At 54.7% G+C, this 16698-nt stretch carries 16 protein-coding genes and 4 tRNA genes; 16 read left to right on the forward strand and 4 right to left on the reverse strand.

The window, feature by feature from the left end:
- Position 1: 1 nt before the first annotated feature.
- The gene (locus MED193_RS20405) at positions 2–1615 is read left to right on the forward strand and encodes an AMP-binding protein (RefSeq protein ID WP_009811678.1); all 1614 of its coding nucleotides are present in this window, start codon (positions 2–4) and stop codon (positions 1613–1615) included.
- Between the two features lie 55 nt (positions 1616–1670).
- On the opposite strand, the gene MED193_RS20410 is transcribed toward MED193_RS20405, so the two are convergent.
- Positions 1671–2255, reverse strand: a complete 585-nt coding sequence (locus MED193_RS20410; RefSeq protein ID WP_009811679.1) for an NAD(P)H-dependent oxidoreductase — start codon at positions 2253–2255, stop codon at positions 1671–1673.
- A 153-nt stretch (positions 2256–2408) separates the two neighbouring features.
- Here MED193_RS20410 and MED193_RS20415 point away from each other — a divergent pair, with 153 nt between their 5' ends.
- Positions 2409–2975: a TetR/AcrR family transcriptional regulator gene (locus MED193_RS20415; RefSeq protein WP_009811680.1), complete on the forward strand. Its 567-nt coding sequence runs from the start codon at positions 2409–2411 to the stop codon at positions 2973–2975.
- A 28-nt stretch (positions 2976–3003) separates the two neighbouring features.
- On the opposite strand, the gene MED193_RS20420 is transcribed toward MED193_RS20415, so the two are convergent.
- The gene (locus MED193_RS20420; RefSeq protein ID WP_009811681.1) at positions 3004–3621 is read right to left on the reverse strand and encodes a glutathione S-transferase; all 618 of its coding nucleotides are present in this window, start codon (positions 3619–3621) and stop codon (positions 3004–3006) included.
- A 190-nt stretch (positions 3622–3811) separates the two neighbouring features.
- Between MED193_RS20420 and MED193_RS20425 the strand changes: the two genes are divergently transcribed.
- From MED193_RS20425 to MED193_RS20485, 13 genes are all read left to right on the forward strand, one after another.
- Complete coding sequence (locus MED193_RS20425) at positions 3812–4384, forward strand: histidine phosphatase family protein (RefSeq protein WP_009811682.1); 573 nt, start codon at positions 3812–3814, stop codon at positions 4382–4384.
- 73 nt (positions 4385–4457) lie between these two features.
- A tRNA-Val gene (locus MED193_RS20430) sits at positions 4458–4533 on the forward strand.
- A gap of 92 nt (positions 4534–4625) precedes the next feature.
- Positions 4626–6221, forward strand: coding sequence for a DUF6538 domain-containing protein (locus MED193_RS22420; protein WP_009811683.1), 1596 nt, complete (start codon positions 4626–4628; stop codon positions 6219–6221).
- A gap of 22 nt (positions 6222–6243) precedes the next feature.
- Positions 6244–6516, forward strand: a complete 273-nt coding sequence (locus tag MED193_RS20440) for a hypothetical protein (RefSeq protein WP_039966487.1) — start codon at positions 6244–6246, stop codon at positions 6514–6516.
- 32 nt (positions 6517–6548) lie between these two features.
- Positions 6549–7007: a BRO family protein gene (locus tag MED193_RS20445; RefSeq protein WP_009811685.1), complete on the forward strand. Its 459-nt coding sequence runs from the start codon at positions 6549–6551 to the stop codon at positions 7005–7007.
- 186 nt (positions 7008–7193) lie between these two features.
- The gene (locus tag MED193_RS20450) at positions 7194–7955 is read left to right on the forward strand and encodes a ParB N-terminal domain-containing protein (protein ID WP_009811686.1); all 762 of its coding nucleotides are present in this window, start codon (positions 7194–7196) and stop codon (positions 7953–7955) included.
- Positions 7956–8564: 609 nt separating this feature from the next.
- On the forward strand, positions 8565–9200 hold the full coding sequence (locus MED193_RS20455) for a recombinase family protein (protein WP_009811687.1): 636 nt from the start codon (positions 8565–8567) through the stop codon (positions 9198–9200).
- A gap of 110 nt (positions 9201–9310) precedes the next feature.
- Entirely contained in the window at positions 9311–10366 is a 1056-nt protein-coding gene (locus tag MED193_RS20460) for a hypothetical protein (protein WP_009811688.1), read from the forward strand.
- A gap of 196 nt (positions 10367–10562) precedes the next feature.
- Positions 10563–10886, forward strand: coding sequence for a KTSC domain-containing protein (locus MED193_RS20465; protein ID WP_009811689.1), 324 nt, complete (start codon positions 10563–10565; stop codon positions 10884–10886).
- A gap of 524 nt (positions 10887–11410) precedes the next feature.
- Positions 11411–12154: a hypothetical protein gene (locus tag MED193_RS20470; protein ID WP_157041436.1), complete on the forward strand. Its 744-nt coding sequence runs from the start codon at positions 11411–11413 to the stop codon at positions 12152–12154.
- A gap of 366 nt (positions 12155–12520) precedes the next feature.
- A tRNA-Asp gene (locus MED193_RS20475) sits at positions 12521–12597 on the forward strand.
- 91 nt (positions 12598–12688) lie between these two features.
- A tRNA-Asp gene (locus MED193_RS20480) sits at positions 12689–12765 on the forward strand.
- Positions 12766–12811: 46 nt separating this feature from the next.
- Positions 12812–12888: transfer RNA gene (locus MED193_RS20485), tRNA-Asp, on the forward strand.
- Between the two features lie 152 nt (positions 12889–13040).
- On the opposite strand, the gene MED193_RS20490 is transcribed toward MED193_RS20485, so the two are convergent.
- Positions 13041–13262, reverse strand: a complete 222-nt coding sequence (locus MED193_RS20490) for a hypothetical protein (protein ID WP_009811691.1) — start codon at positions 13260–13262, stop codon at positions 13041–13043.
- Positions 13263–13475: 213 nt separating this feature from the next.
- Entirely contained in the window at positions 13476–14864 is a 1389-nt protein-coding gene (locus tag MED193_RS20495; protein WP_009811692.1) for a M20/M25/M40 family metallo-hydrolase, read from the reverse strand.
- Positions 14865–15357: 493 nt separating this feature from the next.
- Between MED193_RS20495 and hemA the strand changes: the two genes are divergently transcribed.
- Complete coding sequence (gene hemA, locus MED193_RS20500) at positions 15358–16581, forward strand: 5-aminolevulinate synthase (protein ID WP_039967126.1); 1224 nt, start codon at positions 15358–15360, stop codon at positions 16579–16581.
- The last annotated feature ends 117 nt before the right edge of the window (positions 16582–16698 follow it).

Below are 16698 nucleotides of genomic sequence, written 5' to 3' on the forward strand. Positions count from 1 at the left end.
GATGTTGGGAGCCAGCGCGCATATCGATACATTCACCCGTGACAACTTACCACCGCAGGACCAATGGCCGGAATTCCTGCTGGAGGGGTTTGATTACCCTGAGCAGTTGAATGTCGGGGTCGAGCTGACAGATGCCATGGTTGCCAAAGGTTTTGGTGACCATACGGCTCTGATTGGGAACGGACGGCGGCGGACCTATAAAGAACTGGCGGATTGGACCAATCGATTGGCCCATGTCCTAAGCGAGGATCTGGGTATCAGGCCGGGTAACCGTGTCTTGATCCGGTCTGCCAACAATCCGGCCATGGTGGCCTGCTGGTTGGCGGCGACGAAAGTGGGCGCGGTGGTGGTCAATACCATGCCGATGCTGCGGGCGGGGGAATTGGGACAGATTGTCGACAAGGCCGAGATCAGCCATGCGCTCTGTGATACCCGGCTCATGGAAGAGCTGGTGACCTGTGCCAAGACATCCGACTATCTGAAATCGGTTGTTGGCTTTGACGGCACCTTGAACCATGACGCCGAACTGGACCGTTTGGCCCTGGAAAAACCGGTCAGTTTTGAGGCGGTGCAGACCGGTCGCGATGATGTGGCCTTGCTGGGGTTCACTTCGGGCACTACGGGAGCCCCTAAGGCGACGATGCATTTTCACCGGGATTTGTTGATCATCGCCGATGGCTATGCGCAGGAGGTGCTGGATGTCCAACCTGAGGATGTTTTTGTTGGTTCGCCGCCCTTGGCCTTTACCTTTGGTCTCGGGGGCTTGGCGATTTTTCCGCTGCGGTTTGGCGCTGCCGCCACACTGTTGGAGAATGCTTCTCCTCCCAACCTGATCGAGATTATTCAGAAATACCGCGCGACGGTGTGTTTTACCGCGCCAACGGCCTACCGGGTAATGTTGCAGGCGATGGAGCAGGGGGCAGATCTATCTTCGCTGCGCGCGGCTGTTTCTGCTGGTGAGACCCTGCCGTCGCCGGTCTATGAGGACTGGATGGCCAAGACCGGTAAACCGATGCTGGATGGGATCGGTGCTACAGAGATGCTGCATATCTTTATTACCAATCGTTTCTCAGATCACCGTCCAGCCTGCACCGGTAAACCGGTAAGCGGCTATCAGGTGCGCGTTCTGGATCAGGACGGAAATGAGGTCCCACGTGGGGAGATAGGACGGTTGGCGGTCAAAGGACCGACGGGATGCCGCTATCTGGCGGATGATCGGCAGGCCTCCTATGTGCAGGATGGCTGGAATGTGACAGGGGACAGTTTCACCATGGACGCCGAAGGCTATCTGCATTTTGCTGCTCGTAACGACGATATGATCATCTCATCCGGCTACAATATTGCAGGACCCGAGGTGGAGGCGGCACTCCTGTCGCATGAGGCCGTGTCGGAATGCGCGGTGATTGGAACGCCAGATGAGGCGCGCGGCTCAATTGTTGAAGCCCATGTGGTGCTTTCTGCAGGGCATATTCCATCTGAGGCCTTGGTGAAGCTGTTGCAAGACCATGTGAAGGCCAGTATCGCGCCCTTTAAATACCCGCGTTCCGTGGTTTTTGCCAAAGACTTGCCAAAGACCGAAACGGGTAAAATCCAACGTTTTCGGCTAAAATCTTAGTGCGGGGCAGGGGCGGATCTGTTTGATTACAGTCTGTCGCCCCTGTCGAACTGTATCACGCAGCCTTTGCAGCTAGTTTCTGCACCTGGCCGAGCCACCGATTCACTGCTTTGGGCTTTGCGTGAGAGGCGGGGGCCAAAAAGGTGGTCTTGACGGGTTTCAAGCCGATAAAGCCGAGGATCTGACGCTCTGTTTGGCGCAGCATGGCATTGCCGTAGAAGAGCCACATCAAAAACTTTGGGGTGTCCGCAGTGACGATGACGCGCCCGCTACGCCCCTTTAGCATTGGGGCAGGCATGCCCATCTTGGTATTACGTGTGTCAAAAGCCTTACCCGGCAATAGCGCGCGATCAAACAAGCCTTTCAACTTGCCTGGCAGTCCGCCCCACCACATGGGCGTGGTCATCACAAAATGCTCACACCATTCCAGGTCGTTGAAAAAACGCTCTAAATCTGGCTCTAGGGGTTTGACATTAGAATAGCCCGCAAAGCCGTAATCGTTGTCAAAATCGAGATCATGCAGATGAAGGATACGGACTTCGTGACCGTTTTCCTCGGCAGTGCGCGCATAGGCGAGGCTTAGTGCTTTGTTCAGGGAGGTCTCGGCGGGGTGGCCGTTCAAGATAAAGATTCGGGTCATGGGGTGCTCCAATAATTGACTGCGGTCATTTAATTGGATAGAAAATGACCGTAGTCAATTAGAAAATGACCGTAGTCAAAAATATGTGACCGCGCAGGGAAGCAAATTGACCATCCAGATTGCACATGGCAGCTAGAGAGCATGGTGAGGCAAATGCAAAAAAGAACTTTGGAGACCCGCGCCCGGCTTGTCGCAGTGGCGACGGCTTTGGTGGCGGAAAACGGCTACGGCGCACTGCGTACCGACGAAGTGGTCAAGAGGGCTGGTGTGGCCAAGGGGACTTTCTTTTCTCATTTCAAAGATAAAGACGCCCTGATGGACCTGTTGATCGGGGCGGGTATCGACGCCCATTTGGATCAATTGGCCAAGGCGCCCCCGCCGGAGACCGTGGAAGAACTGGTGGCGTTGCAAGCCCCTTTGCTGCATTTTATGACCCAAGAGCGCTATGTCTTTGATGTGATCCTGCGCCTGTCCGGTGCTGCGGCGGTGGCCGAGATTGGTGCAATAGCCACCACATTTGGGCGCTACCTCGACCTCACAGTCCCTTGGTTCGAAAAGGGAACGTTCCGCAATGATATTTCTGCGGAGTTACAGGCCGACGGTATGCAGGCCTTTGTGACACAAGCTATGGCTCTGCATTTCTGTGCCCTGCACGAGGATCAAAGCATGGGGGCTCGGTTAGCCGTTTACCTGCGTGCCTGGCTGTGTCCTGGGGGGTGAGGTCGCGATTGCCGCCTTCCTTAGGTACCTAAGGAAATGGCGTTGCAGGGTCGCCCTGCTGCCATTGTGGGTATTTCTGCATGATGCCTTGAAACCTGTCGCTGATCAGGAAACGCTCCAGCCAGGCCTGAAGGTTAGGCCAGGGTTGCTGGTCGAACCAGAGCTTGTCGATGAAGGCAAACTGCCGCACGAAGGGCAAGATGGCATAATCTGCGATTGTTGCCTGGGCAAAAATCCAAGTGTCAATCTGTTGGTCAAGATCGGCGAGGAACAGGGCGGCCTGCGGACGTTGGACTGCGGCATCCTCTGATGGATAGCGGCTAGCGTATTTTGTCCTGTCTAAGGCCCGTTTGAAAGGGCCGTCGGCCCTGGCAATCCAATCCCAACCGCTCTTGGGCATCTGCAACCACTGTTCTGGGTCGTTTCGGCGCAGCGCCCATGTCATGATGTCCAGGCTTTCGTCCAGAACTTGTTCAGAGGTCACCAAACAGGGCACGGTGGCGCTAGGCGAGGCCGCCAGAAAGGCCGGGGGTTTATCGCGCAGCACGATTTCACGCAGCTCAACGGGTTGCGCAGCAGAAGCAAGGGCCAGTCGGGCGCGCATGGCGTAGGGGCATCTGCGAAAGGAATAAAGCGTATGGGTCATGTGGCAGTAGGGTTTTCTGTGTCTCGGATCTGGCTAGCCTTTGGTGCTGCCTAAAAGGCAGGAGTTTTGGCCCCGTGTCGAGCGGTTCTTGCTAGGAGCACGAAATCACGAGCCCTTTCATTCCGAGGTCTGCAGCGCTAACAGTGCAAGGATTACAAACCAAGTCATAAGTATGAGGATCTGTCGCCATATGACTTCCTTTCCCAAAATCTGGTTTTTGCGTCACGGCCAAACCGAGTGGAACGCAGAAAAACGTATCCAAGGGCAGTTGGAATCGCGGCTCAGTCCTTTGGGGCAGTCCCATGCGCACCAGCAGGCCAAACTGATGCGTCCGATACTGGCTGAGGCACCCGCCTGTTTTGTCTCCCCGCTGGGGCGGGCACAGGAAACCGCAAATATAGCGCTGCAAGGGGTGAGCTTTACAACCGACCAGCGTTTAGCAGAAGCCCATGCTGGGGATCTTCAGGGCATGACCTTGCCTGAGGTCGAGGCAAAGTACCCCAAAATTTGGTCCGCAAACCCAAGCCACTTGGATTTGTTTTGCGCTGCGCCCAATGGCGAAGGGTATGACAGTTTTCATGCCCGAATACTGGCGTTTATGCAGGCCCTTACGGAGCCCTCGGTGGTGGTCGCCCACGGATTGTTGGGTCAGGTCATGCGCGGCATCGCCCTGGGATTGACGCGTCAGGAGATGGCAAAGCTGTCAAACCGGCAGGGCTGTGTCTATGTTTTGGAAGGGCAGCGCGAGCAGCTTTTGAAGTAATCTGAATTTTTTGCAAAAAATCGATTTTCCCCTCTTGCGCCCACCTCGGTCTTTGTCTAAATCCACGCTCATCGGGTCGTTAGCTCAGTTGGTAGAGCGCTTCGTTTACACCGAAGATGTCGGGAGTTCGAGCCTCTCACGACCCACCATACTACCTCATTGATTTCAAATAAAACCCTGTTTATCAGGGGGTTGCGCCGCCTCAACTAGTACACATAGGCGGGACACAATGAGATACGCGATGCCCAACCCTGAACTGATCGGAAAGACCTACTACCTGCGAGTCAGGGTTCCCAAAGATGTCGCTGAAGCAGCCCGTGGGACAAAAGTGGCCGTGCCTGTGGGGGATCGGGTTTCTACGGTGAGTGTCAAAGACGTCGTGAAGGTTTCGCTCCGCACTTCAGATGCTGCCGAAGCAAAGCGGCGGTTTACACATGCGCTGGCGGCAGTTGAGGCACATTGGGCAGCCCTGAAGAAAGGCCCTGTGGCGCTGAACCACAAGCAGTGCGTTGCGCTTGCTGGCGAGATCAGGCGCGACTGGGTGGCTGCGTTTGACGAAGAGCCGGGGTCGCCCAGCGGTTGGATGCTGGTGCAAGAACTGGACGCAGATGCAGCGCAGTTGACACAGAACCCTTTCGAACGGCTAGCAGTTCGCGCAGCTGTGAAACCGCCAAACTCAAAGGGTCTGGAGGCGAGGTTTGGTGGGTTTGCGGATGTGGTTCTCCGACGGCACGGTTTGATAGTAGACGCAGCGACAAGGGTCCGACTTCTGCCGCTCATCGCATCGGCTATGTCTGAAGCTGCCGAAGTGAATCTCAGTAAGTCTCAGGGTGACTACAGCGACAGTGGAGATACCGCGAAGTATCCAGCGTTTGGGCCAAAACAGACAGCGACGGATGAGCGACAGCGAGACGAAAAGAAGCCGCTGACATTTGGGCGGATAATTGACGAAGAAGAGCGACGGCGGTCTCTAGGCAGGGATGGCAAGCCGATCCCGCCAACGACAATTCGCAAGTACCGCCTTGCATCGAAAGAGTTCGCAGACTTCCGTGGGGGTGATAATGCCCGAACGGTCACACCAGAAGACGTGGAAGGCTGGAAGCTGAACATGCTGGAGGAAGGCGAGCTGTCAAACAGCACCATTGCCCAGCGCCTGCAAAACATTAGTACTGTGATGGAATGGGGGCAACAGCATGAACTTGGTAAGCTGTTTCTGCACTCAAACCCCGTCAACGTGGTCAAGCGCCCAGAGAAGCATGGCGTCCGCAGTGAAAATCGGACACTCAGGCTGACCGAAGCGCGGGCAATTCTTCGGGCGGCACGGCAGGAAACTAAGCCAACGCTAAGGTGGCTCCCTTGGATGATGGCGTATTCCGGTGCGCGGGTTGGCGAGGTTGCCCAACTCTGCGCTCAAGACTTCTTTGCAGTAGAGGGGCAATGGTTCTTTGTATTGACGACGAAGGGCCGAAAGACACTGAAGAACGAGCAAAGCATCAGGAAGGTACCGCTCCATCCAGACCTGATCACAGAGGGGCTTCTTGAGTTTGTGCAAGGGCGGTCCGGTGACCCTTCGAGTAAGTTGTTCAAGCGATCTTCCCAGCAAGACTTGTCAGCGTGGGTGCGTGGGACCGTCGGGGTGACACGAGAAGAAGCAGCGCCAAACCACGGATGGCGACACTTGTTTGAAGACATGGCGCTTGATGCTGAAATGACCGGGGCGGCTAAGCTCTACATCACAGGACGGGCCTCTGGTGGTTCTGCTGATGGTTACGGCAAGAGCGACGCAATGCTGCCGGGACTGGCGCGAGAGATGCAGAAGATCAGATCGTACCTATGACGGGCAGGCAATGAGGGCAAAAATGGACGAACAATCAAAGCAAACCAGCGAATGGGATAAGCCTTGGGTCTTCCGTTCAATAGTGACGTTCCTTGGGCTTTTTGTTTTAGGCATTATGTTGATCAACCGCTACGAAGACGTACCCACAGATTGGGAACGTTGTGTGGCTGGAGTTGAAGAACAAATACTGTCGAGCGACCTACACACGAAATACACAGAAACCATTAACGGACGACGCGTTGTCAAAGCAAGCCGAATGATCACCGTCATGCTTGGCTGCGGCGGAGGCAACTGAACACCTTCGACTTCAACAGCAACAACATCCGCGTGATCGACATCGACGGGGAGCCTTGGTTCGTAGCAACCGATGTGTGCCGCGCCTTGTCGCTACAGATACAGCCAACTGGGAAGGTCAACGTCACCGCTGCAACACGGAACTTGGCGGGTGATGAGAGGGGGTTGCTTTCAATACATACCCCTATCCCGACCAAAGAAAGCCACACCACAAAGATGGTCTGCCTATCCGAAGGCGGTCTCTACAAGCTCATCATGCGCTGCGACAAGGCTGAGGTACATGACTTCCAAGAGTGGGTCACTCGCGTGGTCCTGCCTGCCATTCGCAAGGACGGCGGCTACGTCATGGGCGAAGAGAAGGTCGTGACTTGTGAGTTGAGCGAGGACGAGCTTGTCGCGAGGGCCATCGCGAGGGGGTTGGGTTCCACCATTAAATTGAGTGCCACCATTGAAGATAACCAGCAGGCATTCGGGGTGACGGCCCCGGCGTGACGCCTCGCTGGTCTCTTCAGCTGGTCCGTGGCTTCTGCTTCGGGTTCCCGTGGACGAGGTGAGATAGCCTTGGCGGGACCCTGAGGCAGGGCTGCTGCTGTCGCGAAGGTGTGCAGCTACTGGGTGTGCATTCTGCACAGGCGGGGACTGGCTATTTGGACCCTGAAACTGAAGAGATACCATAAAATGATCAAACAAAAGCAATCGGTTAGCAAGCCGAAAGCAAGACGCATGACGCTAGCCAATCTGAGAACCGAACCAGAGACGTTCCAATTCCGGGCATTCGAGACGGAGGAACACCACGTCCAAGACCTCGCAGCGTCCATCAAGGCCGGGAACGAAATGGACCCACTGACTGTATGGAAACGGGGTGATGACGATTACGTGGTCCTGAATGGCCACCACAGACACGCGGCGTATGCCCGATGCGATTACCGTAAGCCCATCGCGGTCAACGTCTTCGAGTGTAGCGAGGCAGAAGCCAAGCTGATTGCGCTAGAGGAGAGCACCAAGACCAAGCTGCCGATGACGAACGTAGAAAAGCTGGATGCGGCGTGGCGGTTGGTCTGTACCGACCACGATTACTCGCGGGCGCAACTTGTCAAAAGCACGGGTGCTGGAGACGGCACAATCGCCAAAATGCGACGCCACCGTAAGACCCTCGAAGTCGAGGACTTGGAAATCCCAGCATCGTGGTGGTTGGCGCAGCGGCGAGTGAAGGGCTTGGAAAAACAGGAGTGGGACAATGACATGCAAGAGCAGATGATCCAGACCAGAGCGAAAGCGCTCGACGACGCAATCGGGCAAGCATTGGGTCGCGCTGGAAAAATACAGTGGGAAGCCGTTGCCATAGTACTTGAGCGACGACTGAACAAGCAGACGTTGGGTTACGTGATTGATGAGTTGCGCGACGAAGACGAAGAGGACGAGAATAACAGTCCGTTCTGACCCCAGCCCTTTGGGGCACAGAAATCTGAGCGGCTTACCAAATACCGCCCGTATCGCTTTTCTCCCCCGTGGGTGCGGCGAGGGGCGGTGGGGTCCAAGATCAAAGGGGGGAGGGCGCGGCAGTATGCTACGCCCTTCCACGCGGTCACTGAGTGGCCGAGGTGTCCCGTCAGACTTGGGGAACATGCCCATTGGTTGCGAATACCTGCAGCCGTCCAGCGCACAGCCCCACCTCACCTTGGACGGGGTCTGGGATGTGTTGTAGTGGCTGCCACGGACACACGTGTTGGATAACGATAGTGATGTGGAAGAACAGGAAGGGTATTGTGTAGGTGCGCATGTTGCGAACTCCGATACAGTGTCAGATGCGCAAGGTGCTGATACCTATGCAACTGTGCTTAGGTAGTCCTTGCTCCAGTTGGTAGCAGTGGCGCGAGTCGAAGACTCTGCGACATCCTGACTCAGGCGTTGGCCCGAAGCCCTTTGTCCGTAGGGGTATAGGCTAACGTGCGGTCGTGATTGTGTCCGCTGTGGTGTCCGTAAGGGTTGACTTGTGTCATCGTACATCTCTATCAACGTACACAACCCAAACGGACACATGAGGACGCCATGAGCAAGACCATTCTGTACGCACGAGTTTCTACAGCGGACCAAACCCTTGATCACCAGAGAACGCAGGCCGAGGCCGCAGGCTTTGTGATCGACGAGGTGGTGGCTGACCACGGGGTCTCAGGCGTCAGCACTACGTTGCAGGAACGGCCAGAGGGGAAGCGGCTGTACGACAAGCTGCGCCACGGGGACACGCTGGTTGTCCGCTGGGTAGACCGTCTGGGCCGCAACTACCAAGACGTCACGGACACAATACGACACTTCATGCGGCAGGGTGTCGTGGTCAAGACGGTGATTAACGGGCTGACCTTCGACGGGGCAACGCAGGACCCCATGCAGGAAGCCGTGAGAGACGCGCTGATAGCCTTCATGGCCGCGACGGCACAGGCACAGGCGGAAGCCACCAAAGAGGCCCAGAAGGCTGGCATAGCTGCTGCAAGGGAGGACAGCACCAAGTACCGGGGCAAGAAGCCCAGCTATACCCGGGAGACGCTGGGTATTGTCGTGGACATGCTAGGTCAAGGTGCTGGTACCACTGAGATTAGCAAGGCCACAGGGCTGACAAGGCAGACAGTTCTAAGAATACGTCAAAATCCAGTCGCTGCAGACATCGCATTGATAAGATGGGGAACATAAACAGGGGTGCCTGGACTTGTTCTTTTCGTTAAATTTGTTGCTTTCGTAATTGAGGTGGTCGTCGGAATGAAACAACCATAGAGTGCTGGGGAGATTTCAAGGAGACAATTATGCAGATTGCTGAGCTTTATGGTTTTTCACGTTGGTTTCAATCTGAACTGCGGCAGCTCGTTTCTAAATACAACTCTGTGGCCAAAGTCCTTCAACACAATGCGTCACAACAGCAAAAGCAGCCGTTGGAAGGTCCATTGGACGACCTTATAAACTACCTTCAAGGCATGGACTTTGATGCTTTGTCCATGCAGCAGGTGGCGCTATTTCCGCTGTTTGACGTGCAGGAGCTAGTTGGCAAGCAAGGCGTTTCGTTCGTTGAATCTACTATTAGAAAGAGTGACTTTGATCCGGCAACTGCGCACCAAAATGTGACAGATGCCGTGCAGCGGCTTCAATCAGCAAATCAAAGAGTTGATGCCATCTTGCAGGCATTCGATGGTCTGGACCTTCCACTTGCTGACCCTGAGCTAGAGAAGGGGCGTGTACTGGTTAGAGTTGAGTTTGCTGGTGAAGCATCGATGCACAATGTGGCCGAATGGAAGTCATGGTCGGCTTCTTGGTACGAGATTGTTCGTGGGGTAGCCATAGCTATCGACGAAACACCAGAAGAAACACAAGTCATCGGTGCATCGCAAGGCTCCGTAATAATGAAGCTGGCTGCTACTTATGCTTTTACACGAGTTCTGGCTCTAATTTCGAAATCAATCTCAAGCATTGCGAAGGACTATCTCGAAGTTAGACATTCGATGGAAGATCTCAAAGCGAAGAAGCTCCTCAACAAGAAATCCGAGACCGCTCTGAAGGCAAATGCTGAAGAAATCAAAACAACGGGCGTCGAGACAATCATGGATGAGCTGAGGCCAATCCTGCCTGACAATGTGTCGGGCGATAAGGAGAACGCTTTGAAGATGGCCATTGAGAAGGCGCTCGACTTCCACAACAAGGGCGGCGATGTCGATTTTGTCGCTCCAGATCAACCAGTAGAAGAGGGTGAAGACGAAGAGGGCATACCGTACGATGAGATCGCGGAAGTTCGAATAGCAATCGAGGAAGCACGAGCAGTACGGAATGAGTTAATGATGCTGGCTGACCTTAGAAGCGACGGGGAATAGTAATAGAGTGGAAATGGGTGGGCAGAGCTACGATAGTAGTCATGGTAGCGTTTGTTGGCTGTGGTACATCTTGGGTTCGAGCTTTGAGTGTACCACGTAGCACTAATAAGGTATTGAAATTACACAGGTTCCAGAAAATGAGTTCGAATCCCTTCGTCGAACCCAGGCCATGCGTTAACTGCGGAATGGGTGGAATATGAATGTGCCGAAACAAGCGTTGCTGGCTGCCGTACTAGTTATCCCTACTACGATTGCAGCCGAAGTTGTCGAGGTCAAATATACCGGTTTAGTTGACCTATTGGGCTACGAATGTGCAGATACCGCTTCCAGCTTTGTCAATCGGATCTGCTTCAGTCATGAAAAATTGCACTTGGTCGTCCTGCTGAAATCAACATACTATGCTTACTGTGGTGTCGATCCGCGCATCGCCCAAGATTGGGTCACTTACGGTAGCAAAGGCGTGTTTTACAACCTATACGTCAAAGGCCGCTTCGATTGCAGGGAGCAACAACTGCCTTGACGCAGTCTGTCAGGCTGGTGCATAGCGTTAGTACACATCAACGCTAGCGGTGCTGATATATGTGTTTAAAATCAATGGAGTGAGGCGTTGGATGTAGACTTCGAGCCTCTCACGACCCACCATTCCCCGCCCTAAATATGTACTCGGTTCATCCCTAGGGGTGTTGGATTTGATGGTGTGGAAACGCATGGCGCCGTATGCGCTGATCCTCTAGAGGTTGCGTTTCTTATGCCGCCAAGCTTCGTTTTTCCTGGGTCTGAATGCTGACCCCCAGGGCCTTGGTGGTGGCGGGGCCTGGGTTTGGCGAGGTCGCGACCAGAAGGCTTACTCCTTGAGTTTAGCGGCCTTCAGGGGTTTTCAGCCAACCAGTTTGAAATTTTGCATTTTTCATAGGTTTTTGTATGGCGTCTTGGGGGGCGAAGACCTGGCGTTTGGCATAGGCATATGTTGCCGCCGTGCGGAGACAATGTTAGAATTCGTCAATCCAAATTTGGCAAAACTCCCAATTCCATAGGAGACTAGGCTTGTCTAACCCTCGTCCGACACTAACCCTGACGTTGCGCCGTACCGGTGGGACCTCATTGCAGAGCTTTCTGGCTCAGGTCTCGCCGTTCCGGTCAGTGGAGCACGAACCATTCAATCCTGATCGGATCTGGGGTCATATTGTGCAGAAGTTCCAAGAGGACAAGGATCTGGACGCGCTGGAGGCCAGTATCGACGCGCTTTTGGAGAATAAGGTCAATATCAAGCATTGCGTGGAAGTCGTCCCGGTTCAGGTGACTAAACTGCTGATCAAATGCGCCAAAAAGCACGGTTACTTTTTCATTGTCCTCACGCGGAGCAACAGCATTCGCAGATTGAGATCGCTTTTCCTGGCCATGTCGACCGGTGCCTGGGGGCCAGAGCATGAAGCCGAAAGATACCCGGCCATTCTGGCTGGGGAGGTGAAGCCCGCTCCCATCAATCTGGACAAGGTCCGCCGGCAGTACTGGAACGACCAGCTCGTGCTTGGGCGCACGATCTCTCAATTGAGATACCAAAATGTCGACTATGAGTGGCTGGTTTTTGAAGAGGTTTACCAGGGGGAAGACCCTGTCTCCGTACATGCGGCCAAATTGGCAACCCAGATCGGCATTGATGTGTCAGGGGAGGGGGCAAATCTGGACAAGCTGAACGAAAGAGGAAAGCAGAGTTCTTATCAGATTGAGAATTTCATTCCAAACTATGATGACATGATGGCGATCTTGAAAGAAACCTGCATCGACTGACCCTATTGCCCCTCATGGCTGCGTTCTTGTCTGAGGGTATTTGCGAGATTGGGAAAGGGGGGCGGTCTGTCCCCCTTTTCCTTTTCACAGGTGTGATCTCGTTTTGTTGGGGGTTTTGCCATGGTGGCTTGGCTGACAAGTGCTGGGAGTCGGGTGCCACGGGGTTTTGGCAGGGGTGTGGTAGAAAGAGTGAAGGCTTTCGAAACGGATTGGGCGCTATTTGAAGTGATGAAAATCAAATGGTTACCGTGTTTTGGCTATTTTTTTCGACCAAAGCAGAGAAAATGCCAAAACACCGCTTGACGATCCCCGAGCGCTAGGAATATTACAGCCCAACATTCAGCAGAGATGCTGGGTGGGCAGCACGCGGTTGTAGCTCAGCTGGTTAGAGTACCGGCCTGTCACGCCGGGGGTCGCGGGTTCGAGCCCCGTCAACCGCGCCACTGCTCCTGTCTGATTTGGACATGCCAAATCCCGCTCCGGATGGAGCCGCCTCGGATGAGGATCGTGGCGTAAGCCACAAATAAGAAATGCGCGGTTGTAGCTCAGCTGGTTAGAGTACCGGCCTGTCACGCCGGGGGTCGCGGGTTCGAGCCCCGTCAACCGCGCCACTTTCTTTTTGATTGCCCTCAGGGGCGCCTGAAAAGGCAAAGATGCGCGGTTGTAGCTCAGCTGGTTAGAGTACCGGCCTGTCACGCCGGGGGTCGCGGGTTCGAGCCCCGTCAACCGCGCCACTTTTCTCTCACGTACAAAACTATCCTGTTAGGCAATAGCTTCGGGCCGTGTTTCTGATCGCTTCAGACACGACAGCGCCCAATCGCCAATAATTTGGAACGATAGGGAGTTGCCGGATTTGGATATGGGGGGGCAGGGCTATTTGTCGCTTTCAAGGTGCGGGTGGGATCGGCTCAGCCTGTGTATCATGGCGCCAAGAGGTGAGATCTCCATTGACCCATTTGGTAAGGCGCTCCAGATCTAGATGCTTCTCGCCCTCTAGGTGGCGCAGCATGACCCGAACACCGTGCTGATACCCTGCGCGATAGCTTTCTTCAGGATCACTTTGGATGCCTTCGAAGCCGGCGGGTCGTTTGAATTTACTTTGCGGCATTACTCATCTCCATTCGCAATTAACAGCGCTTGGGCGTAGTATCGCGAGAAATTAATAAGTAACTCTAAAGCTTGGAGAGGTTTGTGCTCATGCCGCGCGTTTTGAGTGTCTTCTCGCGGCTAAAGGCCATCTGGTGTGGGAGCGGCCTAAGAGAATAGGCCTGCTCCCGGGTCTGTTGGGCGGAACCGCGAAGAGCTCGCGGCCGCGCTGAATTTACTTGGTGAGTGCGTCCAGGATTCTTGCCCAAGAGCGCATTCCCTTGTGGAAGCTCTTCACATCATATTTCTCATTGGGAGAATGGATAGCATCGTCCTCATTTGCATATCCCACCAGCATCGATTCCATGCCCAGAATGGACTTGAAGAAGCCAGCAATCGGAATCGAGCCGCCCATCCCGCAGAATACGGCTTCGCGGTCCCATTCATCGCTCAGGGCGCCACGTGCGGCTTCAAACTCTGGACGGCTGATGTCCATGACAGAAGCGCGAGACCCTTCCAGGTCATTGTCCCAGATCACCCTGCAATCGGGTTTCAGCTGCGCCTCTACATGGCTGCGGATTTTGTCGCGCAGGGCGTCAGGGTCCATATCCCCCACCAGTCGGCAGGTGATTTTGCAGTGGGCCTCAGAGGGGATCACGGTCTTGGATCCCGCACCATTGTAGCCACCCCAGATGCCATTTATTTCCAGCGTCGGGCGGGCCCACTGCTGTTCCAGGATGGAATAGTCTTTTTCGCCATGGGCCTGAGTATAGCCTGCATTGTCGAGGTAGTCCTTGGCCTCAAAGCCGGAGGCTTCCCATTGTCGCAGCAGTTCAGCGGGGACCTTTTCGACACCTTCATAAAAGCCCTCAACCGCAACCGCGCCGGTGTCTTCATTGTAGAAGGACGCCACGATGCGGGAGATTTCACGCAGCGGGTTAAGGCCGGGGCCACCGTAGTGACCAGAATGCAGGTCAATTCGTGGCCCAACCAGTGTGAATTCGTCCTTTACCATGCCACGCAGTTGCGACGAAATGGAAGGGACCCCACGAGACACCATCGAAGTATCGCAGATCAGCGCAATATCCGCTTTCAGCTCTGCTGCGTGCTCTTGCATGAAGGGCACGAGCGAGGGGGATCCGCTTTCCTCTTCGCCCTCAAAGAAGAAGGTGATGCGACAGGGCAGGGAGCCATGAATAGCTTTCCAGGCGCGGCACGCCTCAACAAAGGTCATCAGTTGCCCCTTGTCATCCGAAGCACCGCGACCGCGGATCACGGTGCCATTTTCGGTCTCTTCCAGTTGCGGCTCAAAAGGAGGAGTCTTCCACAGGTTAAGCGGATCGACGGGCTGAACGTCATAGTGACCATAAAACAGTACATGGGGGGCGTCGGCGTTCTCTTCCCCGATATGACCCACGACCATGGGGTGGCCAGGGGTTTGGCGTTTTTCTGCCTTGATTCCAATGCTGTTCAGGTCCGCGACCAGCCAATCGGCTGCCTTGTCACACTCCGCCTTATAGGCGGGGTCGGTGGAAATGGATTGAATGCGCAACAGCTCCAGCAGGCGCTGGGTGGCTGCGTCAAGCTCTGTATCAATCCGATCAAGCACGTCGTTAAGCGACATTATGGTCTCCGGTAAATTGGGTTTGATTGGCCAAACCCTAGCAGCCTCCTATGCAGGGGACCAGATCTGCTTGAGGGGGAATTCAAGCGGATCACACATGGCCTGTTTTGGGCCAAGTATTGGCCGATATTTGTGCGAATCCGTTGGATCTGGCGCGGATCGTAAAGGGGAAGTTTGACCTGCATCCCCGCGCAAGCCTGGCAGGTAGACTGGTTTGGGGTTTCCAATAGGCGGCAATATTCACATTTGTCGCAGCTGATCTGGCGCAAATGGAATTAAACAAGACGCAGGGCTTCTTGCCGGGCTTTCGCTATAGGTCTATTTGACCTGTATCAAAGTTGTGTAGGCCCTCTGCGCGTATCCGGTTGATCTGAGAACGTGTATTTGTTACTCATTCATGAACGTGAATGGGTCTATGGCCTGCAAACTGCGTGACAGATACACAGCCTGCGCTGCTTTTTGATTGGCGCCTAAGATAGCTATGGAGAAGCCGGTGGACTATTCCGCGAAACTCGATGCCGCCATTGATCGTCTTCACGAAGAGGGGCGCTATCGCACCTTTATCGACATTGAACGCAAGAATGGTCAGTTCCCCCATGCGGTCTGGACACGCCCCGATGGCAGCAGTCAGGATATCACGGTGTGGTGCGGCAACGACTATCTTGGCATGGGCCAAAACCCGGCTGTGCTACAGGCGATGCACGAGGCCATTGATGCTACCGGTGCGGGCTCTGGCGGGACCCGCAATATCTCCGGCACCACAGTCTATCACAAACGTCTAGAGGCCGAACTGGCGGATCTGCACGGCAAAGAAGCCGCGTTGCTGTTCACCTCGGCCTATATTGCCAATGATGCGACGCTGAGCACTCTGCCAAAGCTGTTCCCTGGTCTGATCATCTATTCGGATGCTTTGAACCATGCTTCAATGATCGAGGGCGTGCGCCGTAATGGTGGGGCCAAGCGGGTGTTCCGCCACAATGATGTTGCGCATCTGCGGGAGCTTTTGGAAGCAGATGATCCTGCCGCCCCCAAGCTGATTGCTTTTGAATCGGTTTATTCCATGGATGGTGATTTTGGGCCGATTAAGGAAATCTGTGATCTGGCCGATGAATTTGGCGCTCTGACCTATATCGATGAGGTTCATGCGGTTGGGCTTTATGGTCCGCGCGGTGGCGGTGTCACAGAGCGGGATAATCTCGCCCATCGCATCGATATTATTAACGGCACCCTGGCCAAGGCCTATGGTGTTATGGGCGGCTATATCGCAGCTTCAGCCAAAATGTGTGATGCGATCCGCTCCTATGCGCCTGGTTTTATCTTCACCACATCTCTATCCCCAGCGGTTGCAGCCGGTGCTGCGGCGTCAGTGGCCTACCTGAAAGTGCACCCAGAGTTGCGCGAAAAGCATCAGGAGCTAGCCAAGATACTGAAACTCCGCCTGAAAGGCCTTGGTCTGCCGATTATTGATCATGGTAGCCACATTATTCCGGTGATAGTGGGGGATCCTGTCCACACCCAAAAGCTCAGCGATATGCTGCTGTCGGAGTTCGGCCTTTACGTGCAGCCGATCAATTTCCCAACCGTGCCGCGGGGCACCGAACGCCTACGGTTCACACCGTCACCAGTGCATGGGGCGACAGAAATCGACAATCTGGTCCATGCGATGGACAGTCTTTGGTCGCATTGTGCGCTGAATCGTGCCGAATTGGCGGGCTAGCACACAGAATTCTGTGCAAAGTTGTTGAGTGTGTTATATTTCCCTTAATGAAAAGGTGCGGGTGAATCATGGGGTGATTCGTTTAGCGCCGAAAGATGTCGAATGCGGCAGGCTATG

The sequence above is a fragment of the Roseobacter sp. MED193 genome (assembly GCF_000152965.1).
GTDB lineage: Bacteria > Pseudomonadota > Alphaproteobacteria > Rhodobacterales > Rhodobacteraceae > Pseudophaeobacter.